Origin of the sequence: Streptomyces platensis (assembly GCF_008704855.1) — a bacterium.
GTDB lineage: Bacteria > Actinomycetota > Actinomycetes > Streptomycetales > Streptomycetaceae > Streptomyces > Streptomyces platensis.
On the sequence record NZ_CP023691.1, the window covers coordinates 7,026,342 to 7,047,140 of the forward strand.

A 20,799-nucleotide genomic window follows, 5' to 3' on the forward strand; every position below is an offset into this window, starting at 1 on the left:
GCCGCGCCGGGGTCGGCTGCCGGCGCGGCATGGGGTCCGGCGGTGGGGTCAGCTCTCGGCGGTAGGGGCGGCGGCGTTGCCGAGGGTGAGGTAGCCGGAGCGGATTTCGGATCCGGCGAGGGGCAGATCGTGCGGATCCTGGGTGAGGATGGGCAGGTTCTCCCAGGTGGTGCCGCGCTTCTCGGTCCAGGTCCAGGTGCCGGTGATGCCGGTCGGTGCGGGCATGAGCACGGTCTCCCGGACCTGGTCCTGGGCGCCCAGTAGTTCGGTGGTGCCGGCCAGGAGGGGGCCGGTGCGGAAGTTCACGGTCATGCGGGCGATGGCTTGGTCGGTGAATTCCTGGGGGACGTAGACGCGTTTGGTGGCGAGGATGTCGGTCGTGGCGTGGACTGCGGCGCGTGGGTCGCACAGGACGGTGGCGACGGTGGTGTTGTGGTCGCCGAAGTCCAGTTCCAGGCTGGGTTTGTCGCCGATCGGTCGCAGGTAGCCGTCGCTGCCTGCGACGGGGTCGATGGCGGTTTCGAAGTGGTCGTAGTCGCCGGCGAGGACGTAACCGACCAGGCCGTCGTCGGTCTGCTGGGCTTCGCCGAGGCGGATCGTCCAGGGGTATCGGGGTAGCCCCGGCTCGGGTGGGTCGAAGAGGTTCTGCCAGCTGACGTCGGTGCGCAGGGGGCCGTGCAGTTGCAGGGTGAGGCGGGTGCGGACCAGGGCGAGGGGCCGTCCGAGGAGGAAGCCGAGTCCGGGGTCGGCCGGTCCGTCGGGGTCGATGGTGTGCAGGGCCCGGTCGACGGTGGCGCGGAAGGCGTCGAAGGTCTGCGGGCCACGGGACTTGACGGCGCTGAGCAGACGGTAGGTGTGCGGGGAGAAGCCTTCCAGCTGGTCGAAGTCAGGGAGCTCAGAGCCGGGCAGTGCGCTCCAGGAGACTGTGCGCTGGTCGTCGGTGGTGAGGGTGACGCGTAGTTCGCCGAGCGAGGTGCCGTCGGGGGCGTGGACGACGAGGGAGCGGTCGAGGCGGTTGTGCAGCAGCCAGGCGCAGACCGGGTTGGCGCCGGGGATGAGGTCGATGTCGTCGTCGGTGGCGGAGAGGAAGGAGAAGTTGAGCCGGGCCGGCTGGAGGAGGCGGGGGGAGAGTTCGACGAGGCGTTCGCTGTCGTGGCCGCTGACGGGGTGGGCGGGCCGCATGGTGCGGGGCATTTCGGGCCGGAAGTGGCCGGCCTCGCCGATGAGGTTGACGGCGCGGCCGAAGCGGTCGACGACGGACAGTGCGTGGAAGGCGAGTTGTCCGGCGCGCAGTTCCTGGAAGGTCGATTCGGGCCATGGATCCCAGTCGCTGGAGGGGAGGCCGCCGGGGTCCGGCGGGGGGTAGTTGCCGTTGCCGACGAGGTCGGCGAGGGGGCCGGCGGGTTGCAGACCGGAGTCGGGCCGGCGTTGGGCGATGGCGGCGCCGAAGCCGTCGAGGGTCTGTGAGAGCAGGTCGGTGCTGCGCACCTTGGCGTGCAGGTGCTGGATGCTGTCGGCCGGGAGCTGGTCGCGCACGCGGGCATAGGCGGTGAGGGCGCCGTCGAGAGCGTGTCCGGCGGCGGGGGTGAGGATCTGCCGTCCGGAGATCGTCAGTGGTGTGCCGGGGGTGCCGGTGCCCTGCCACTGGTAGCGGGAGCGCTCGATGAACTCCCAGTGTGCGGTGGTGCCGTCGCGGAACGGCAGGGGAAAGTACTCGGCCTTCCACATCAGATACAGCGGCTGCCAGGGCATCTCCCAAGCGTCGGTGCCGTACTCGGGCAGCGTGCCGGTGACGTCGCGGATGTGGCCGGTGGTGGCCAGGGCGCGGTCGAGGATGAGGAATTCGGTCAGCAGCGTGTGGAAGCAGGGGGGCAGGTGGCTGAGGTTCACCTGGGCGACGAGGTCGGAGACGTCGCTGGTGGTGATGCCGGATGCGCGGGTGACCAGCCGGTCGGGGGTGCGGCAGGGCAGCGGGGTGTCGCGGGTGAGCGGGGCGTGCAGATGAGCGCCTTGCAGGGCGAGCACGGGGTCTGCGGAGTATTCGTAGTCCTGGGCGGGTACGCGGATCAGCCGCCGGTCGGCGCGTGAGCCGTAGGGGGAGTAGTGGGCATCGATACTGGCGGCCAGCTCCGCTTCGGTCTTGCCCCAGGGCAGGGCGCGGCGCTGCTCGGCCAGGCGCTGGGCGAGGGCGATGACCTGGCCGGCCGCACCGTCGGGATTGTTGAGGTCGAGTTCACCTTCGTCTGTTCCGGGGACGCGTTCGCGGAACTCCTCGGACTGGTCTTCGCGGTGGCTGAGCCACCACAGGTGGTAGAGGCGTTCGCGGGCGGCGTCGAATTCGGCTTCGGTGGCGTCGTGTTCGGCCTGCCTGCGGTTGAGTTCGGCAACGGTGTCGGCCTCGGCGACGCGGGCGGAGCGGCGGGCGGCGGCGACGTCGGGTGCGGGGATGTGGCCGGGGTCGTCGCCGCGTTCGCCGATGAACCAGCGGTAGCCTCCGGGGACCGGGCCGAAGGCGGTGTCGTGGGCGCGGCGGTCGGTGAGGATGTCCGCTTCGGGACGGTCGCGTTCTTCCAGTCCCTCGACGCCGCCGAGCAGGAAGGCGCGGAAGAGGTCGGCTTCGGCTGCGGAGAAGGCCCCTTCGCCGTCGGCCTGGGTTCCGAGTTCGGCGGCGGCCTCGGCCATGGTGTTGGCGACCATCACGGTGACGTCCTCGCGGCGGGGGCAGGGGGAGTCGGGGACCGGGCCGGTCAGGTTCCAGTCCAGGCCGAGGACGGTGCCGGTGTAGACGGAGGTGCGGATCCGGCTGCCGGAGCCGACGGGCTGGGTCCATTCCAGCCGCCGCAGGAGTGGGGCGAGGTGCTCGGGGAGCCCCTCGGGGCCGGCGAGGATGTCGCTCGCCGGGTCGGAGTACCAGCCGGCGACGAAGTAGCTCAGCTGTTCCTGCTCGGCGGCGAGGTCGTCCAGGGTGTCGTGCAGGGAGAAGACGTTGGTGTTGTAGGGCTGGAAGACGGAGAAGGTGAGCAGGCCGGGCCCGATCGCGGTCAGGAACGGTGTCCGCGGGTGGTCGGGATTCCGCCAGGGTCCGGACAGCTCGTGGCACTTGCCGATGAGGGTCGCCTTCGGCTCGTCGCTGTGCGGATCCTGGAAGGACACGGTGCCGTCCTTCTCGTGCAGGTAGTCGCTTTCGACGATCCAGGCTTTGAGTGTGCGGGCGAGGTGCGCGTGACGGACGACCAGCCAGCGGTTGGGGACGAGGGGAAAGCCACCGACGCCTTCCTCGTCGTCGTGCCGGCCGCGGGTGAGCGCGGCGGGCAGTTCCCACTGGAGATAGACGCCGAGGCGGTCATCGCGGCCGGTCCACGTCTCAAGGTGGTCAAAGGGCCTCGGCTCCGGCTCCACGCCCTGCCCGATGCCTTTGAAGTTGGTGTTCCAGCGCTGGATGACGTGATGGCTTCCGGTGTCGCGGGTCTGCCGGTTGACGGCGAGGGCGGCCACCTCGACCGGCACGACCAGGGTGTTGTCCACGGACATGGGCCGTCGGTCCTTTCATGAACGGCGCGGCGCGGCGTGGCTGCGGTGTGGGGGTGGGTGTGGCGGGTGCCGGTCAGGGCCGGTAGGAGAAGGTCTGTGCCTGCGGGGCGTTGATCATCTGCAGGGCGAAGTACGCGGAGGAGAACTCTTCGACCTCGACGCCGTGCGCGTCGGCCAGGGCGGGGACCAGTGCGTCCCCGTCGCCGTACGCGTTGAGGACGTCCGCATCGCCGGGGCGCAGAAAGCGGCTGAAGCCGGCCGGCTGCGGGAACTCGCCCTTGGGGTAGCCGATGCGGTCACCGCTGATCTCGCGCAGTTCGATCGTGCCGACATCGCCGATGCCGAAGCAGATGCCGCGCGGCGGCTCGCACAGTTCGAACCGGTCGATCACCTGCGGGTAGAGCAGCAGCCGGATGTCGGTGCCGTAGACGGCGCTGCGCAGCGGTTCGACGACGCCGGCGCCCCGATAGGCGGTGATGACGGCCTGGGGCCACTGGGGTACCAGGGCGGAGCGGATCAGTACGGCGCAGGCCGGTACCGGTCCGCCGCTGGTGGCCAGGTTGTTGAGGTCGGCGTCCAGGGCGTGGCCGACGCCGACGCTGAGGGCACCGTCCACGGCGGCGCGGACCCACTCGGGGTCTACGTAGGCGAAGCGGATGGACTCCTCCGGGAGCATCCGGCTGTCCGGTACCAGGTGCTCGAAGCCCAGCATTTCCAGGCGTCGCAGCCGGTCCAGCCAGCCGGTCACGGTACTCAACCGGTCGCCGGCGGCCTGGGCGAGGAGGTTGGCGATGCCCGGCTGACCTACCAGGGCCCGCAGGTCGGCCGCGGTGCATGGCGGCCGGGCGCTGGTGCTGGCAGTACGGCGCAGGCCGGCACGCAGCTGTGGGCCGGCCCGGTCCACGGCGCGGGTGAAGCGGGTGGCGTCCTCGTCGAGGAGCAGGTGGTCGAAGGCTTCGAAGGCCAGCGGTGCGGTGAGCTGCCGGGCCGTGACCACGGTGCCGGCCGGCTGGGGGTGGGAAGCCAGACGGCGCACCGCGGAACGGGCGGCGGACCGGAACTCAAGCAGACCGGCGCGGAACTCGGCGTCGGACAGGGCCAGCAGGCGCCCGGCGGTGAAGGCGCCACCGTAGGCGGTGTCGAAGACGCCGTACTTCTCCAGGTAGATCAACGCCTCGCCGGACGATTCCAGCCGGACGGCATCGGGGCCGGGTGGGGGCAGCTCGCGGGCGGGCCGGGCGGTGAGCGGTCCGCGGTGGAATGCGATGGTGCGCTCGCCCGTCTCCAGGCGCTGCGGCAGGGCGACGGCGCCGCCCGCCATGCGGTCGAGGGCCTCGCGCTGAGGGGCGGACGGGTCGGCCGGGGCGGTGACCGGCAGGCGCAGCCGCAGTTCTTCGGTGTCGCGCGGGGTGACACCGTCGGTGGTGGCCAGGTGCTGGGCCAGGTCACCGAAGCCGATACCGGAGTCAGGCTCGGTGGTGAACGTCCAGGAGGTGAGCGAGACCAGGCGCACGCCCTCGGCGGGGGCGGGGGCGGTCAGGTTCTGGTCGAAGCCTTCCAGGGAGACGAGGTGGACCACATGCCGGCCGCCCGCGGCGGCGGGGAAGCGGTTGGCGATCACGACGCCGTTGAGCTGCTTCTCGTCCGGCGCCGGGTCGGACCCGGCCACCGTGGCATCAGGCCGACCGCCCTCGCGGACGTGGGCGAAGTAGCCCATCTCCACGGGCAGGGGCTTGACCTTGTCGAACAGGTCGGCGGGGACCAGAACCGTCGCACAACGCTCCTCGTACTCCTCCTCCCGCAGGCTCTCCGACGGCAGGGCGGGTGGACGCCCGGGGCCCAGTCGCGAGCAGAGGAGCTCGCGGACCGTGCCGGCGGTGACCGAGCCGACCGCGTCGGGGTCCTCGGGCAGCTCGTCCTCCCGGAACAGCAGCAGGGCCATCCACGGCACCGCTTTGGGAGGTTCGGGGTGTGGATCCCCGGGCTCCGGAGGTGCAGGTTTCGGATATTCCGGGCCGAGCGGCCGGTTCCAGGGCAGGCCGGGGGCGTCGAGGTTGATGTGCGGAAGGGTCTGGCTGTAGGTGCCGACGGCATCAGGCGCCGGGAAGCGGGCGTTGATCCCGCCCGGGTCGATGCTGAACCGCGGCTCGATGACGTCGAACGGCTGCGGTGTGGCGTCAATGACACGGTCGCCGCCGTCGACGTCCTTGAGGATCTGCCGGTCGTGGATTTCGTAGCGGCCGGCGTACAGCGAGGGAATGCGGTAGTCGAAGAACCGGGTGCGGTGTTTGGCCGTGGGCACGGTGAAAGGCCGGGGCCCCGAGGCGGGTGTGGTGGTCACGAGCGTGCCTTTCGACAAGGGAGCTACGAACGCCGGCAGGGGATGAGCAGGCTCGGCCCGTAGTCGTTCACGGACCAGGGGGAATCAGCCGGCGGCAACGAGCATCGGGCTCGCAGTGAAGGCGGTGCCCGCAGCACCCGCATAACCGCTCAAGTCGGTATCGACCGGGCCGAGTTCCACACCGAGACGTCCCAGTGCGCCGACGAGAGCGGAACGGTTGCTGCGGGTGCCGGCCGCGTCGATACCGTCGTGGATCTTCTCGATCACCCCGCCGGGCCGCCGCGGTTCGGCGCCGACGGAGTCTTCGTCCGCGGACAGCGGCTGGCGGCCGTCCGGCGCGATCGGATCGAAAGAGATCCCCTTCTCGTCGATGAACCCGGTGGAGGTCCCGTAGTTCACCGGCGGCGACACGAGTTGGACTCCGATGATCCGTTCACGGAGCAGCCCGTCACCACCACCGCCGTCCGGGCTCGTGCCCCACAGAGCGTTGACGACGTTTCCGCGGATCGGCGTGTGCTTCCAGTGCCTCAGGGTTTCGTCACGGCCCTCGCGGTCGAACCACACGCGCAGTTCGCTCTCCTTGCCCTGCACGTGCATGGGCAGAATGTCCACTGCCGTGCCGGTGTCGACCGGTGTGGTGCTGTCGCGATCCAGGTACAGCGTGCTGACGGGGGCCTGGGTGTCGGTGGTGAAGGTGAAGCCGCCGCTGTTGACCAGCCACGGCTTGGCGTCACTGTCGGCGGCAGCATCAGGGGTGCTCTCGCCGGCGTACCCGGGACCAGGGACGGTACGGATGATGTGCTTGGGCTGCGGCAGCATGCCCTGGAAGCCGCCCCAGCCCAAGGCAGGCTTCTCGCTGCGGCGCTCAGCGCCGAACCCGAAGGTGAAGGAGATGAACCACAGGTGGACGGTGGCCTCGCCGCCCACTGCCGGGCCCCAGACCCGCACACTGGCCCCGATCTCGATGGAGATCGTGAGCCGGAAGAACCACACCTTGATGGTGGCGGAGACCCCGATCCGCACCCCGATGCCCACATCGAAGTAGAAGGGGTTCCACTCCACCAGGACATCCAGCTTGGCAGTGAGCCAGGCTCGCACCATCCCGGCCTGAAAGACGATTTCCAGACTCCCGCCGGCCATCAGCGACTTGGGCGTCATAGCGGCATAGGCAGTGCCGCTGATTTTGATCGTGTTGCCGATCCCCCACTCCAGACCGGCGGGTTCCGACTTCGGGTAGTGGCCCGGCAGTTCGCGGGCCCGCGGGAGGGCCCCGAGGATCAGAGCGAAGTCCCCCGCCTGGGGATGCTCGCCGAACCAGAACTTCAGCCCGACGCCGCCGCGCAATTTGCAGTTCTCGTCGATGAGGAAGGTCTTCTCGGTGAAGCCGGCGCTGATGCTCAGTTCCCCGACAACCGGCTTGACCGTCACCTCGAAGCCGATCTCCAGCCGGGCGATCTTCTTCTCACTCTGCGTCGGCAGCTGTGCGCCGCCCGCCCCGAGCAGGCTGATCGTCAGTTCCGATCCCGTCTGCACCAGAGCCATCGCGCGCCCGCGCACTGTCTTGAAGCAGTCAAAGGCCAGACCGGCGGCGAACCACAGGTCGCCCTCCTGCGGAATCACCCACGGTCTGGGCGGGCCGATCAGACTGGTCAGCACCTTCAGGGGATCGACCGAGGGGCCGTCCGCTCCGATCGCACCGGGGTTGTCCAGGGCCATGAGGAACGGGAAGGCGCCCAGGTCTTCCGCCCTCGGCACCCGCACCCGGCTGTTCCAGCCGCCGCCGAGGGCGACGCCCCGCACGACAAAGGGGGGCGGAGTGACACTGCTGCCCAGCGAACCGTAGGCGAACAACGACGGCCGAACACTGCTGGTGCGGGGCTCGAGGTACGCGCCCATCAGAGACCCGTTGAATTTCCCGGTGTCAAAGAGCAGCGCCCCGCCGAACGCTGCCTCGTAATCCTTGAAAGGCCCGTCCTCCGCCAGGATCGGCATCGCAGTAAACGCCCCCGCGACCCGCACCGGCGACTTCTCGTACTCCACGCTGATGCCGCCGCCGCCAATGGGGGTTTCGACCGGCTGCCAACCACGCACCATCGGCGACTCAAGTACCCGCACCCCTTGCTGCCGGTACGCCGTCGGCCGGGGTACGAAGATGCCGCGCTCGGTGACCAGCGCCTGCGGCCTGCGCTCCTGTGCACGTTCGGCGGCAGTCCGGACGCGCGCCGGGGGCAGGGGGCGGCCCAGGCCGTCCAGCCGGCCCGGATCGGTATGTGCCGCACGGCCCCGTACGGTCAGCCGCATGGCCCGACCGTCCACCACCACCCAGGCCCCGGGCGGCAGTTCCGCATCTGCCGCAGCGCCATCGACCAGCAGCAGCCGGCGCCCCGCACCGAGATCGGCGGCGGCCACCGTATCGGTCACCCGATCACCATCGCCCGTGAAGGCAATGCGCACCGGCACCGGAGACGCAGAAGCGGTCGTCGCGGCCTGCCCGGTGATCCGCAACTCCGTCAGATCACACACCGCGCCCTCGACCCGCATCCGGCCGCCACGGAAGACCAGGCCCACATCGGGCACGTGGCCATCCAGTACGGATACGGGGATCTCGACCGCTCCCCCCGGTGCCGCCTGCTCAAGGATTTCCCGGATGTCACCCACACGTACTGACACAGAGCCCCAGCCTCCGAACCGCAGCAGAAGGAAAGAACAGACCAGCTACTCGCCTCACTTGAAGCAGCCATCGATACCCCACACAGGCCCGTTACGGAACGCACCCGATCAGTGACGGACCGTACAGCAATGCCTGGTCGGGACGGTGGGTGAGCAGGTGATTTCCGCCAACGGACTCGCGGTCAACACCCACCACTTCGACCGCAGCAGGAGGCGGACGTCCGGGGCGCATGCGCCCGTCGCGGACGCCGCGCACACCGGCCGCGACGGCCGATGGCGCGTCGGCCGCCGACACCGAGAGGACATCGACGGCCGCCGGCCGGCGCCGGATACACGAACAGCCGGTGTAGCTGTCACCGTCCGCACCGGTCCGGGGTGCGCCGAGGGAAGGCCCACGGTGTTCACCGGCGTTCTGATGGCCGAGCACCGCTGTCCGCGACAGACGTCGAGTTCGTCGCCACCCTCCACGGCAGCCGCAGCTCCCTCGTTGTCCTGATGTAGCCGTACGGCGCAGGGGACCGGCCGGCCCTGAGAGCGCGCAGGCGTATGTCAGTCAGCGTCACGGCCGCGAAGTTGCCGACCTGCCTATACCCGCCGTGTTGACGCGATCTTCGACCGCCTCGACACGGAGGGTTGGCGCATCGAGCTCGTTGTGGGCGATAGGGTCCTCGGCCACGCGGGGCACTCCTGCCGGCTCATCGGAACCGGCCGTTAAGGCATCGACCTCGCCCTGAGGTTCTGGCAGTCAGTGTTGACCTGGCGTGCCCCCACGCCCCGGGGCCCGAGCACCGAACGGAGCAGAGGGCCGGAACGGGTGGGTTCAGGGGCGCGTGAGGGTGTCGATTTGTGCAGCGAGGTCGGGGTGGGTGGCGGTCAGGTGGGGGCGGGTGTCGTGGAGGGGGCGGATGAGTTCGGCGGGGTCGTCGTGGGCAAGGGCCGCATGGAGCTGGCTGAGGGGGAGGCGAGCCGTGGGGGGCAGGTCGGTGAGGGCGGTGATCTGACCGGCGACGCGGCGCAGGTCGGCTGCGTTGTGGCGGGCCCACGTGGCGGTGGTGCGTTCGGTGGCACGGCGTTCGCGGGTGGCCCGGACGCGTTGTTCGCCGGTGGTTCCGGCGGGGCCGGGGCGGCCGCGCAGGTAGCGGCGTTCGGCGGCCTGGCGGCTGGCGACGCCGAGGGGGTGGGCGAGGTCGGCCCAGCTCGCTCCCGCGTCGCGGGCGGTTTCGATCAGGCCGGTCTCCCATCCGGCGAGCTGCTCGCGCACCTGCCGCAGCAGCAGCAGGGAGGCCAGCGCCTGCTCCGGACCGTGGCCGGGCGCATCCGGGGTGTCCGGGGTCTCTCGCCGAGCGTCGCGGAGGGCGTCGTCTATGGCGTGCAGGGCCGCCGCGGCGGCCAGGAACGACGCCGGGCTGTGGGTATTCGTGCTGGTCGTGGACGGCTGGTCGGCTGCGGTCACGGGCACCTCCCTCTCGTTGTCATCATGTAGACGACATCGTGTTTGTCATCCATTGGATGACATGTTACAACGGTGTCAGTGAAGCGCATTGGCAGCAACTGCCTGAACCCGCTGGAGGTGTTTTCACGATGTTGATGCGCACTGACCCCTTCCGTGAGCTGGACCGGCTGGCGCAGCAGCTGGTGGGCCCTGGTACCTGGTCGAAGCCGTCGGCGATGCCGATGGACGCTTACCGCGAGGGCGACGAGTATGTGGTGGCCTTCGACCTTCCGGGCGTCCCTGCGGACGCGATCGACATCGACGTCGAGCGGAACATGCTCACCGTCAAGGCCGAGCGGCGGCCGGTGACGAAGGCCGACGACGTGCAGATGGAGCTGTCCGAGCGGCCGCTGGGCATCTTCTCTCGCCAGATCGTGCTCGCCGACACCCTCGACACCGAGCACATCCAGGCCGACTGCGACGCAGGCGTGCTCACCCTGCGCATCCCGATCGCCGAGCGCGCCAAGCCCCGCAAGATCTCCATCGGCGTCGGATCCGGCCACAAGGAGATCTCCGGCTGACACCGGCCGGACGGGTGCGCAGGGCGGGCACCTGATCTCACCTCACCCCGCCCTCCGCACCCCTGGGCAGTCCGAAGAAGGAGGGGTGGCGGCTGCGATGACTCTGCGACGCGAAGCGTTCCTCGGCCACGTGAAGGAACGCGGCGAGTACGACACTCTGGAGGAAGCCGAGCGCGCGGCCCGTGTGGTGCTCGCCCTCCTCGGAGCGCACCTGGTCGGCGGCGTCCGCGCCCAGCTGGCGGCGCGCCTGCCGGAGACGTACGCCCTGATTCTGCTCAACCCGCTGACCAGTGCCGAGCCGCTGTCCCCGGAGCGGTTCGTCCGCGCAACCGCGGCGTGGATCGAGGGCGCCACCGAGCAGACCGCCTCCTGGGACGTCAGCGCCGTGCTGTCCACCGTCGCCGACGCCGCCGGAGAGGACCTGCTGGGCCAGATCCTGCTCCAGCTCCCCGCTGGCTACGACCTGCTCTTCGGCCGCCCCCAGCCCACCTGACCATCCCGCACGCCGGTGCCCGCGCACCGGCCACAGCAAGAAAGGGCAACCACCCCCGTGAGCTCCGACCGGCACGCACCGCCCCAGCAGCCGTATGGGACGGCATACAAGCAGATGCTGGAGAAGGTCCGCTATGAGGGCGCCTACCCCACCCGTGAGAGAGCCGACGAAGCCGTCCGCCTGGTTCTTGCCGGACTGGGCCGCCAGCTGACCGGCGACGAACGCGTCGAACTGGCCGGCTGCCTACCCCCGCAAGCAGCCCGCGTGCTGACCGCGCAGATTCCCGCGCCCCAGCCGCTGACCGGCTGGGCCTTCGTCAAGGACCTCGCCGCCCGCAGCGACGCCTCCCTGGCCACCACCCGCTGGGACACCGGCTCCGTCTTCTCCGCCGTCGCCGCCTACGCCGGCCCCGACCTGACCACCCGCATCCTCCAACAACTCCCCACCGGCTACGCCCTGCTGTTCGGCCGGGCCGAACTCATACCAGCCGCGTAGACGGCGACGTACTTACGCGGGGCGGGCGCGACAATCACTGTGCCGCGCCCGCCCTGCGCCCCCGAGGAGGAGGCCACCGAGCGGGCGGCCGACGACCTGGAGGGCCGGTAACCACCTATTCGAGCCTGGGTACCGCTCGATGGTCATACCGGAAACCTGAGCGGTCATACCCATCTCCTCGCCGCCTGGCCGCAGTTGACGTCGCTGATCCGGCCGCCGGTCGGCCCGGTGAGTTCGGCGCGGCTGGCCACCAGGGTGCCGACGACCAGGGTGCTCGCGGCTTGGAGATCGTCGAACGGCGACACTCGCGCGCCGCTGCGACTCGGCGGAAAGCACGCCCGTGACGAAGTCGGTCCGCCGCCTGTCTGTGCGAACTGCTGGAGGCGTTCGACGCCGGAGGTACCGACCAGGCAGCACAAAGGGGCGCTGCGATCCGCGTGCTCCACGGGCAGTGGCCGACAGTGCTGGGAGCAGGCGATGGGCGTTGACCCTTAAATCCTGGCCTCGCCGCGGTCGAAGTACGGGTCGATCGCGTACACGTAGCCGCCGCGCTGCTGTGCGGCCTGGGCGCGCAGAGCCTGGGTGACCGGGGGAACGGCGGGGGCAGGGTTGGTCGGGGTGGTCACAGCGACTGGCTCCACTGCTCTTCGAAGGCGATCTGCTCGGCGACAGTGGCCAGCGTCTCGTGGGGTGCGGGTTGGAATGTCTGGATGCGATCGGCGCCGGTGGGGCGAAGGCCGGGCCTGAGGCGGTAGACGAGGAAACCCCCGTGCCCACGGCACATCCCGGAGGGCCAGGTGTCGCGACGCGAGCCGTTGACGCCCAGGAGCCACCCCTGGGGTTCGATCTGCTCGCGGATGCGGGTGAGCGCCTCGAAGCAGTCATCTGCTCTGCCGGTGGCATGCCCCCAAGGGCCGTCGGCGATCACGGTGAAATCGTGGTTCTCGCCCTCCCAGCGCAGGACGGTGTCGGCCTGCTGGGCGCCGTTGAAGGCGAGGACTTCGAAACGGTCGGGGACCAGGTATCCACTCATCGGGTCCATCCTTGGGGCGGCTGAGCTCTGCACCCCTGCTTGTGTCGACCTGCCACGACTTCAGAGAGTGCCGGGCCAGGCAGCTCGGTACGACAGTAGTCACATGGCCTGAGCAGGGGCGATACTAGATTGACGTCTGCGATCCCCGCGAATCGGGAGAGGGCGCGCGTCCTTCCCGAAGGCGTAATCAGTGGTGACCCAGGCGATGGGGAATGGGGAGACACGGGGGCGTTCGAGCATGGCGTGTACGGCGGGCTCGACGTACTCCGCGAACCAGTCGTCCGGGTGCGGGGTGAAGGGCAGACAAGCGAAGGGCGCACCGGCGCCGGGGCCCACTGCCTTCAGGCCGCCCGCGGGGACAATCCGGCTATACGGAGGGGGCGTTCCGGGTGGGATGGTTGACTACGGATCACGGAGGCCGTCGATGAGAGAAGCAATCACGCCCCTGCTGGATCCCCTCGCGGAGCTGTCCCGACAAGCCGCCGCGTACGACTGGGCGGCCAACGAGGCACTGACCTTGGACCCGCGCTATCGGGAGCGCCAACTGCCACTTCTCAACAACCGGGCCAGAGCGCCTCTCGGGCCCGAAATCGGCGCGGCTGAGTACTGGCCGCCGATCCGCTCAGCGGTGATCCCGATCGACAGCCGGCGGTTGGCTGCCGATCCCGGCGTCACCGCCTTCGTCGACGATCTCCGCCGTAGCGACGTAGCATCACTGGTTTGGTGGCCGGGACTTGCCCTGCGGGCCGACCGCATGCACGCCACCCTCGTCGGAGGACTCGAAAAGGGCGCGGAAGTCCCCGCTCAACTGACCCAACGCATCGCAGTGAGGGTCCGCGGGCCATGGATCGGACGATTCAATACCGGAAGGATCTACCTTCCGGTACAGGCGGCCGACGTGGAATCCGCGACCGCGCTCGCGCAGTTGCGCCTACGGACCCACGCGGACCATCGTCCACTCCTGGCCGGCTATCTGCAGCTCACCGACGATGTCACCGGCGACTCCTACCGGCAGCTCCGCGACATCGTCGCCACCCACCAGAGCAGCATCGCGGTGCACTTGTCGCTGTCCGAGCTCTGCCTCATGGACACCATGGATGACCTGGTGTTGCGCTCTCAGCTCGCCGCCCGGATCCGGTTGCGGAACGACTGAGCGGCCACTGTACTGCCAGAGTCGCCAACTACCCACTTCCTGCCCGAATTCGGGCAGGAGGCTCTTGTAGCATCCAGTGAATGACGTACACGGTGGGAACGGTGGAGCGCATATGGCGCTATCCGATCAAGTCGACGGGGGGTGAGCGGCTGGAGCAGGCAGAGGTTATCGCCCGGGGCCTCGCCGGGGACCGGCTGTTCGCGGTGCGCGATGGCGAGGGCAAATTCGGCTCGGGGAAGAACACCCGGCGATTCCGCAGGATGCCTGGCCTACTGGAGTTGCGTTCCCGCTACCCGGACGGGACGGAGCGGCCCGAGCTGCTGGATCTACACGGCGCGGTCGTTGCGGACCCAACCGCCTTCCTTCGCCGCTACCTTGGCCGGGACGATGTCGAACTGGCCCGTGAGCGGGAGATCTCCCACTTCGATCAGCTTCCCCTCAGTGTTCTCAGCACCGCCACCCTCGACTGGGTGCGCGCGGCCGTTCCCGGTGTCCCGGTCGACGAGCGGCGCTTCCGACCGAATCTCCTGATACGCACCCCACCGGGTACCCGTCCGTTCGCCGAGGACGACTGGTTCGGATGCACGGCACGGATCGGGCGCACCCTGTGCGTGGAGTTCGTGCGCTCCAGCGAGCGATGCGTGATGACCAATCAGGCCCAGCGGGATCTGCCGCACTCCCCGCTGATACTGCGAGCCATCGCGAAGGCGCATCACTCCCGGCTCGATGCCCTGGCCACGGTGCTGGTGCCCGGCCCGGTGAGTTCCGGTGATGCTGTCACTCTCCTTTGACGGGGCCGTGTGGGCCGGTGGGGGTGGAGACGACGGCGCGGTGCCGCGCTCGGGCGAGGGCGATCAGCACGGTGGTGCACAGTACGGCGGCGGCGCCGGCGAAGTACTGCACTGCGGGCAGCAGGCCGACAATGGTGGCGAGGAAACCGACTCCGATGACCGGCAGGCCGACCCCGAGGTAGAGGATCACGTAGAAGCTGGAAAGCACGTCAGCGTGCCGGTCGGCCGGGGCAGCTTGGCTGACCGCGGTGAGGCCACCGAGGAACGCCAGACCTTGGCCGACTCCTGCGATCACGGTCGCGGCGAACAGTACTGTCAGCGAGGACAGTCCGCCGGCCAGGGCCAGCAGCGCGAGGCCGGCAGCCAGCAGCGGAAGCCCCGTCAGCTCCAGGCTTCGGGCCGGCTTCCCGTAGCCGACGAGCTGGGCGAGTACGGAACAGGCCAGCATCAGCGCCACGGTGGCACCGCCCAGCAATAGGTTCTTGCTGTTCGCCAACGTGGCCACGTAGGGAGGGATGAGCGTGAGGAACAGGCCGATGACGGCGAAGGCGAGGAAGCCGGCCGTCCCACTGGTGGCGAACGTGGCGCGCATGGCAACGGGGATCTCGGGACGGCGGGGCCGCCACCGCATTGCGGGGCGTGTGGCCGGCAGCGCGACCAGCGCCGCTGCGGCCGGTACCAGCAGTACGACTTCCACGGCGAACGGCAGCACATGCGGAGCCGGGGCGTACTGAGCCAGGAGACCGGCCAGCACGGGCCCGAGTCCCAGACCACCTACGGAGGCCACGGTCGAAACCAGCGCCGCCTTGCGCCGGTTGCCGTTCGGCTCCAGCTCCGCCAGTGATGCGGTTAACGGTCCTGATGCCGCGCCGAGCGCCATCCCCTGCAGCACGCGAGCCGCGAACAGCCACCCCGTGCTTGTGGCGAGCGCGAACACCACCGACCCCAGTGCGGCCAGAGCTACCGCAGGCAGCAGCACTCGCCGGCGGCCGATGGCGTCCGACAGCGGGCCGGCCACCAGCAGGGAAGGGATCAGCGTGGCCACATATGCCGCGAAGATCAGCGTCACGACCAGTGGCGAGAATCCGAATCGCTCCTGGTAGTCCCCGTACAGCGGGGTGGGCAGATTGGTTCCCGTCAGCAGGATCAGCAGCGCGTATGCCGTGGCCCAGAACCGTCGGCCGGCTGGGCGGGGTCGCTGCTCCACGTCGGCTTCCGGTGAACCGGACGGCTCGGTTCTGCGGTGACGGCGTGGCATTTCGCGGTTCTGTGCGGGGACCGGCTGATCGAGCGGCATGCGTGCCTCCTCAGGCTCATGTTCGAGATGTGCGAACATAGCAGATGTTCGTCAGCCCCGAACATGGCGTTATGCTGAAGGCATGGCGAGCCGTACCGCGACGAAGCTTGTGCACCCCGACCGCACCCAACTGCGGTTCACCACCGTCCTGGCCGCCCTCGGCGACCCGGTACGTCTGGCCATCGTCGCCCGCCTCGCAGACGCCGAACCCGACGGCGAACTGGCGTGTACGACGTTCGCCCTGTCCGTCAGCAAGTCCACCCAGAGCGGCCACTTCAGGGTGCTGCGGGAAGCCGGCGTGATCCGTCAGCGCGACGAGGGAACCCGGCGACTGAACCGACTGCGCCGGGACGACATCGACGACCGCTTCCCGGGCCTCCTCGATCTCGCCATTCGCCATGGGCGAGACATGCTCGCTGACTGGTAACCCTGTCGTCGGCGCGCCGGATATCCGCAGATCCGACGACGGGGGCGGGGGCTGAAGCGGATAACGCGTCTCCCCGGCCAGGCCTCAGCTGTCAGACGTCGACTGCTCGTCGTCACGCGCCGGGGGCGTCCGGAGCTCGCGGTACCAGCTGCCCCAGGTGTCGAGCTGACCGATGATGTCCCGCAGGCTCTCGCCGACTTCGGTGAGCGTGTACTCCACCTTCGGCGGCACTTCCGCGTAGACCTTCCGCGATACGAGACCGTCCTCCTCCAGCTCCCGAAGCTGCCGGGTGAGCATCCGCTGGGTGACGGTGGGCATGGCCTGTCTGAGTGCGCCGAATCGGTGCGTGCCTAACAAGAGGTACCGGATGATCAGCAGCTTCCATTTCCCGCCGACGACCGACAGCACCACCTCGGTGTTGCACCATTCGGCCATCGCTTCCACCTGCTCGCGTTCTCGCCTCATGATCATCACTGTAGCCAGGTATACCGACTGGAACTATGCGGCCGAAGGGCCCCCAAGGCACAGGAAAGACCGTACTTGTGGCGGAAGTTCCCGCTGCACACAGTGGTGTGGTGCTGACTGAGACCCAACAGACGACCCCTCACCGATGGGCGGCGCTGAGCGTGCTGTGCGCCGGCCTGCTCCTGGTCGGAATGGACCTGACGGTGCTGAACGTGGCGGTGCCGACGATCAGCAGAGAGCTCTTGCCGAGCGGATCCGAGCTCCTCTGGATCGTCGACAGCTATGCGCTGACCGTGGCCGCCGGGCTGATCGCCTGCGGGACACTGGGAGACCGGTTCGGGCGCAAGCGGATGCTGATGGCCGGCTTCGCGGTCTTCGGTGTCGCGTCGGCGGCCGCGGCGCTGGCGGTCACCCCCGGGCAGTTGATCGCCGCTCGGGCGGCACTCGGGATCGGGGGCACGATGATGATGGCTACTACGCCCGCCATCATCAGGGCCATATTCCCCGCCGACCGGGAGCGGTCGGTGGCGATCGGCCTGTGGACCGCGGCGAACAGCGTGGGAGTCTCCGTGGGGCCGCTCCTGGGCGGGCTGCTGATCGAGCACTTCTGGTGGGGTTCGGTGTTCCTGGTGAATGTGCCGATCGTGGTGCTCGCCGTGGCCGGCGGCGCCCTGCTGGTGCCCGAGTCGCGCAACACCCGGCCGCACCGTTGGGACGCGGCCGGCGCCGGGATGTCGGCCATGGGGCTCGGCACTGTCGTATACGCCTTCCAGCAACTGGGCGAGCACGACGGGTCCCGGCCGGTGGTCTGGGCCACCGGGCTCCTTGGCGTGGCGCTCCTGATCGGCTTCGTCGTCCGGCAGCGCCGGATCAGCCAACCGCTGCTGGACGTCACACAGTTCGCCGACCGCTGGTTCTCCCTCTCCGCGCTGTGCATCCTGGGGTGTTACGGCGCGTACACCGCGCTGCTCTTCCTTCTCACCCAGCGCTTCCAACTCCTGCAAGGATATTCGCCGTTGGGCGCCGGCCTGGCTCTGATGCCGTTGGCGCTGGCCAACGCCGGCGGCGCGGCCCTGGCGCCGCGCTTCGCCGCGCGGTGGGGACGCCGGCGGGCCCTGTCCGGCGGACTGCTGCTGTGCGCGCTGGCACTGGCCGCGTTCACGCTGTGCGGTGCCACGGGCAACTACGCCGCCCTGGTGGCCGCGGGACTCGGTTCCGGAGCGGTCATGACCCTGGGCTCGGACGCGATTCTGGGCGCGGCGAAACCTGAACGGGCGGGAGAGGCCGGAGCTGTTCAGGAAACCTCCTTCTCCCTCGGGGCGGGACTCGGCCTCGCCGTCCTGGGAACCGTGCTGTCTCTGGTGTACCGCTCCGACTTCGCCCCGGTGCCCGGCGCCTCGGCCCACCAGTGGGAGACCGCACGCAGTTCGCTCGGTGCCGCGACCGAAGTGGCCGCACGGACCGGGGGCCGGATCGGCGACGCGTTGCAGAGCGCTGCCGAGCACGCCTTCGACACCGGCTTCGCAGTGGCGACCGGAAGCGCCGCCGTTGTCCTCGTACTGCTGGGCGCCCTGGCTTGGAGAGGCCTGCGCGAATCCGGCTGCCACCGCGGGCACACCTGACGGTTGACGTCTGCTCACCGGGATGCTTCCCGACCTTCGGCCTTCGACCTTCGGCCTTCGACCTTCGGCCTCCGGTGCTCTCGGCGCCCGGCGCCCGGGCCAAGAGCGGCCTGGTGGCCGTGGCCAGCACGTCGGCGCGGGTGCGCGGGCATCCACCCATACAGTTATGCAACGCCGCACGACAGAGCAACACCGCATGTAAGGGGTAGAGATGCTTGATTCCACAACAGACCCGCAGATCCCGAGCAGGGTGCGCCACGTCCCGGTGCCACCCGAGGTGCATCCGCTCAGCACACTTGCCCGGATCGACTACGAGAACGCCGTGCTCGCCGACCTCGGCCCGGCTCAGGACCGCACCGCCGAGCAGTGGGCGCGAGCCATCCTGGAAGACGCGCCCCCTGAGACGCGGCATGCCCTCACACAGGGCTGGACCGCTCTTGGCCTGCAGCTCGGCCCGGCGAGGTCCGAAGACTTCGTGCTCGGCTGGCCGGTGCGGCACAGCACTCCGGACCTCGTGCTTCTCTCCGCCGATCCCACACTCGGTCTGAGCGGCGAGCTGCTCGTCCAACGACGGCCGCAGTCGCTGCTGTTGGCCTGCTTCATCCAACTGGAGGACGACACAGCACGCGCCTTGTGGACCCAGGCCGAAAGCCGGCACCCCCATGTCATGCACCAGCTCCTGGAACAGGCCACGAGGTAGAGCGGGGCGAGTGGGGGAGACATCCAGGGGCCGCAGCGAGTGGCCCCAAGAAGCCGGGCGGGGTGTGCTCACTGCGCCTCGCCATCGTGTCGGGGCGGGTGACTTCCCACGGGCAGTCCGAGGCGGCCGGGGCGACCGACCGGCCGCCCCGGAGGTCCTCTCTGCTCCATACTTCCCAGCGATACAGGCCCAGTTCGCGATGGCGTAGGCCGCCTCGCCGTCAGCGCAGGCCGGCCGCCCATGCGATGAGTGCGGCGAAGCCGTCGCTGGTAAGGCCGCATCGGGGGTCAACTCGGTGCAGTAGGGCGGGACCGCTGTGATGCTCCCTCACCCAGGCGCGATCCGCCTCGGTGATCTCGTCATCGATCCAGGCGAACGCCCGCCCTTTCGCCCATGCGGCGATCTCCGGCGTCTTCCAGAACACACCGTTTGCGGGCTCGGCCCGCGGCGAGGGCCAGGCAATGAAAGGCATACTGCGGTGCCCCTCCGCGTCCGCTGCCCGAGATCTGTGCCAGAGCCCGCTCGAACCGTGCGAGCCGCACGAACGATGCCCCCGGGGTCGCCATCGGGTCCCAGGGGGCATCGTTAGTGTCCTCCCGTAGCTCCGCCGCCAACTGCGTTCCGCACCGTACGAGAACACCGCGTGGCCTGCGTCGCCGCGCCCTCCGATCCGCAGAGGTTGCTCACTCCCCAGTGCGGTGAGGGTCTCGGAAAGTAGTGGTGCTCAGCGGCGTCGAAGGTTCGCCCAGGTGTTGCCGTCATCTTCGTCCTTGGCGAGCCACCGGTAGGCAGGGAAGTTGGCGTTGCCGCCGATCGTGACCTTGTTCAGGTACCAGCCAGGTTTCTCACCTTTGTTGTTGTGGCTGATTGTGATGCTCGTGACCCGGCCGACATCGCGGAGACCGAGAGTGAAGCGATCGGTCTTGCCGCGCTCGAAGTTGTCTTCGGAGTTGTCGAGTTTGTGTCCTACGGAACCCCTGGTGCCGTAGATGGTGAGGTAGACGTTCGCGTCGGTGCCAGCACCCGCCCTGTTGCCGGTGTACACGGCAACGCGGTATTGGCGTTGAGCAGCCACACCGATCCCTTTGTGCAGGGGATTGGATGGTGTGTTCTGCCGCCCAGAATACGTGTGGTCCGATCCGATGCGGGGTGTGACGCCGGCAGCGGCGCTTTCTGAGGTCGCCATGATGGTGGCGGCGGCAAGCGCCATCGTGCCTGCGACGACACGACCGATACGCATCTTCAAAACATGCTCCTTTCGGCTGGTGATGTGGCTACGCCCCGTACCCTTTCCTTATCTCGTCGTCTGGACCCCGGGCAACGAGGCTTCTGATGTGCCTCACCTGTATGTCCGGGAATCCGTCACCGACCAGCCTGCCGGGGCCCTTGGCGAAGGTCGTTAGCAGTGGGTCCACACCTCTGCGCAATCCGTCCACATTCCGCCGGATACACGGCGGTGAGACAGCCACCCGAGTGACGCCTCGGGATGGTTCAGCCTGGCCAGTCGAGTCCGAGGGCGGCGAGTGCGGACCGCCCGCAACCGCCAGGGTCGGGGTGGAGCCGCATTCGTACAGCGCGTTCGCGGGCGCCGGGCGCGGTCGCCACCGTCATCGACTCCCAGTCCGTGGAGCCGCGGAGACCATCTGGAGGATTCGCGCGGCTTCGACGGCGCGAAGAGGATCAATGACCGCAACAACCTGGTCGTAGACGCCAAGGGCCTGCCGCTGTGCGCTGTTCCGGCTGCGGCTGCGGCTGCGGCTGCGGCTGC

19 protein-coding genes are annotated in these 20,799 nt (G+C 69.4%); 8 read left to right on the plus strand and 11 right to left on the minus strand.

The window, feature by feature from the left end; all coding sequences use genetic code 11:
- Window positions 1–48 precede the first annotated feature (48 nt).
- From CP981_RS38910 to CP981_RS31020, 4 genes are all read right to left on the minus strand, one after another.
- Window positions 49–3,531 carry a hypothetical protein gene (locus tag CP981_RS38910; RefSeq protein WP_244329862.1) on the minus strand — a complete coding sequence of 1,161 codons (3,483 nt, stop codon included), beginning with the start codon at window positions 3,529–3,531 and terminating at the stop codon, window positions 49–51.
- A gap of 73 nt (window positions 3,532–3,604) precedes the next feature.
- Window positions 3,605–5,872, minus strand: coding sequence for a hypothetical protein (locus CP981_RS38235; RefSeq protein WP_208853004.1), 2,268 nt, complete (start codon window positions 5,870–5,872; stop codon window positions 3,605–3,607).
- An 84-nt stretch (window positions 5,873–5,956) separates the two neighbouring features.
- Window positions 5,957–8,542, minus strand: a complete 2,586-nt coding sequence (locus CP981_RS38915; protein ID WP_150522378.1) for a DUF6603 domain-containing protein — start codon at window positions 8,540–8,542, stop codon at window positions 5,957–5,959.
- 820 nt (window positions 8,543–9,362) lie between these two features.
- Complete coding sequence (locus tag CP981_RS31020) at window positions 9,363–9,995, minus strand: type III effector protein (protein WP_085928142.1); 633 nt, start codon at window positions 9,993–9,995, stop codon at window positions 9,363–9,365.
- A 128-nt stretch (window positions 9,996–10,123) separates the two neighbouring features.
- Between CP981_RS31020 and CP981_RS31025 the strand changes: the two genes are divergently transcribed.
- From CP981_RS31025 to CP981_RS31035, 3 genes are all read left to right on the plus strand, one after another.
- Entirely contained in the window at window positions 10,124–10,555 is a 432-nt protein-coding gene (locus CP981_RS31025) for an Hsp20/alpha crystallin family protein (protein WP_085928143.1), read from the plus strand.
- 97 nt (window positions 10,556–10,652) lie between these two features.
- A complete protein-coding gene (locus CP981_RS31030; protein WP_085928144.1) occupies window positions 10,653–11,048 on the plus strand; it encodes a DUF2267 domain-containing protein in 396 nt (131 codons plus the stop codon).
- Window positions 11,049–11,105: 57 nt separating this feature from the next.
- Window positions 11,106–11,543, plus strand: a complete 438-nt coding sequence (locus CP981_RS31035; RefSeq protein WP_085928145.1) for a DUF2267 domain-containing protein — start codon at window positions 11,106–11,108, stop codon at window positions 11,541–11,543.
- 164 nt (window positions 11,544–11,707) lie between these two features.
- Here the strand turns inward: CP981_RS31035 and CP981_RS37920 are convergent, their stop codons facing one another.
- From CP981_RS37920 to CP981_RS31040, 3 genes are all read right to left on the minus strand, one after another.
- Window positions 11,708–11,848: a hypothetical protein gene (locus tag CP981_RS37920; RefSeq protein ID WP_158092701.1), complete on the minus strand. Its 141-nt coding sequence runs from the start codon at window positions 11,846–11,848 to the stop codon at window positions 11,708–11,710.
- 186 nt (window positions 11,849–12,034) lie between these two features.
- The gene (locus CP981_RS39280; protein ID WP_280117043.1) at window positions 12,035–12,169 is read right to left on the minus strand and encodes a hypothetical protein; all 135 of its coding nucleotides are present in this window, start codon (window positions 12,167–12,169) and stop codon (window positions 12,035–12,037) included.
- Window positions 12,166–12,576, minus strand: coding sequence for a hypothetical protein (locus tag CP981_RS31040; protein ID WP_085928146.1), 411 nt, complete (start codon window positions 12,574–12,576; stop codon window positions 12,166–12,168). The genes CP981_RS39280 and CP981_RS31040 overlap by 4 nt, the downstream gene beginning before the upstream one ends.
- A 424-nt stretch (window positions 12,577–13,000) precedes the next feature.
- Between CP981_RS31040 and CP981_RS31045 the strand changes: the two genes are divergently transcribed.
- Window positions 13,001–13,729: a hypothetical protein gene (locus tag CP981_RS31045; protein ID WP_085928147.1), complete on the plus strand. Its 729-nt coding sequence runs from the start codon at window positions 13,001–13,003 to the stop codon at window positions 13,727–13,729.
- 80 nt (window positions 13,730–13,809) lie between these two features.
- Complete coding sequence (locus CP981_RS31050; protein WP_085928148.1) at window positions 13,810–14,520, plus strand: MOSC domain-containing protein; 711 nt, start codon at window positions 13,810–13,812, stop codon at window positions 14,518–14,520.
- Here the strand turns inward: CP981_RS31050 and CP981_RS31055 are convergent.
- Window positions 14,507–15,727: an MFS transporter gene (locus tag CP981_RS31055; protein WP_244329863.1), complete on the minus strand. Its 1,221-nt coding sequence runs from the start codon at window positions 15,725–15,727 to the stop codon at window positions 14,507–14,509. The genes CP981_RS31050 and CP981_RS31055 overlap by 14 nt on opposite strands.
- Window positions 15,728–15,899: 172 nt before the next feature.
- Here CP981_RS31055 and CP981_RS31060 point away from each other — a divergent pair, with 172 nt between their 5' ends.
- Window positions 15,900–16,244 carry an ArsR/SmtB family transcription factor gene (locus tag CP981_RS31060; RefSeq protein WP_085928149.1) on the plus strand — a complete coding sequence of 115 codons (345 nt, stop codon included), beginning with the start codon at window positions 15,900–15,902 and terminating at the stop codon, window positions 16,242–16,244.
- Between the two features lie 84 nt (window positions 16,245–16,328).
- On the opposite strand, the gene CP981_RS31065 is transcribed toward CP981_RS31060, so the two are convergent.
- The gene (locus tag CP981_RS31065; protein ID WP_244329864.1) at window positions 16,329–16,709 is read right to left on the minus strand and encodes a winged helix-turn-helix transcriptional regulator; all 381 of its coding nucleotides are present in this window, start codon (window positions 16,707–16,709) and stop codon (window positions 16,329–16,331) included.
- A 110-nt stretch (window positions 16,710–16,819) separates the two neighbouring features.
- Here CP981_RS31065 and CP981_RS31070 point away from each other — a divergent pair, with 110 nt between their 5' ends.
- Window positions 16,820–18,331 (plus strand): MFS transporter, encoded by a 1,512-nt coding sequence (locus CP981_RS31070; protein WP_208853005.1) that lies wholly within the window; start codon window positions 16,820–16,822, stop codon window positions 18,329–18,331.
- A 211-nt stretch (window positions 18,332–18,542) separates the two neighbouring features.
- Window positions 18,543–19,031, plus strand: a complete 489-nt coding sequence (locus tag CP981_RS31075) for a hypothetical protein (RefSeq protein ID WP_085928151.1) — start codon at window positions 18,543–18,545, stop codon at window positions 19,029–19,031.
- Window positions 19,032–19,251: 220 nt separating this feature from the next.
- Here the strand turns inward: CP981_RS31075 and CP981_RS31080 are convergent, their stop codons facing one another.
- Entirely contained in the window at window positions 19,252–19,503 is a 252-nt protein-coding gene (locus CP981_RS31080; protein ID WP_425282175.1) for a hypothetical protein, read from the minus strand.
- Between the two features lie 252 nt (window positions 19,504–19,755).
- Window positions 19,756–20,271, minus strand: coding sequence for a PLAT/LH2 domain-containing protein (locus CP981_RS31085; protein ID WP_244330092.1), 516 nt, complete (start codon window positions 20,269–20,271; stop codon window positions 19,756–19,758).
- Window positions 20,272–20,799: the final 528 nt, after the last annotated feature.

What these genes read in the sequence shown, in the direction of transcription:
- CP981_RS31080 (WP_425282175.1), bottom strand. Translation starts at nt 19,503, where the DNA reads ATGCCTTTCATTGCCTGGCCCTCGCCGCGGGCCGAGCCCGCAAACGGT.
- CP981_RS31065 (WP_244329864.1), bottom strand. Translation starts at nt 16,709, where the DNA reads ATGAGGCGAGAACGCGAGCAGGTGGAAGCGATGGCCGAATGGTGCAAC.
- CP981_RS31075 (WP_085928151.1), top strand. Translation starts at nt 18,543, where the DNA reads ATGCTTGATTCCACAACAGACCCGCAGATCCCGAGCAGGGTGCGCCAC.
- CP981_RS31040 (WP_085928146.1), bottom strand. Translation starts at nt 12,576, where the DNA reads ATGAGTGGATACCTGGTCCCCGACCGTTTCGAAGTCCTCGCCTTCAAC.
- CP981_RS38910 (WP_244329862.1), bottom strand. Translation starts at nt 3,531, where the DNA reads ATGTCCGTGGACAACACCCTGGTCGTGCCGGTCGAGGTGGCCGCCCTC.
- CP981_RS31045 (WP_085928147.1), top strand. Translation starts at nt 13,001, where the DNA reads ATGAGAGAAGCAATCACGCCCCTGCTGGATCCCCTCGCGGAGCTGTCC.
- CP981_RS31060 (WP_085928149.1), top strand. Translation starts at nt 15,900, where the DNA reads ATGGCGAGCCGTACCGCGACGAAGCTTGTGCACCCCGACCGCACCCAA.
- CP981_RS31050 (WP_085928148.1), top strand. Translation starts at nt 13,810, where the DNA reads ATGACGTACACGGTGGGAACGGTGGAGCGCATATGGCGCTATCCGATC.
- CP981_RS31085 (WP_244330092.1), bottom strand. Translation starts at nt 20,271, where the DNA reads ATGCGTATCGGTCGTGTCGTCGCAGGCACGATGGCGCTTGCCGCCGCC.
- CP981_RS31030 (WP_085928144.1), top strand. Translation starts at nt 10,653, where the DNA reads ATGACTCTGCGACGCGAAGCGTTCCTCGGCCACGTGAAGGAACGCGGC.
- CP981_RS31025 (WP_085928143.1), top strand. Translation starts at nt 10,124, where the DNA reads ATGTTGATGCGCACTGACCCCTTCCGTGAGCTGGACCGGCTGGCGCAG.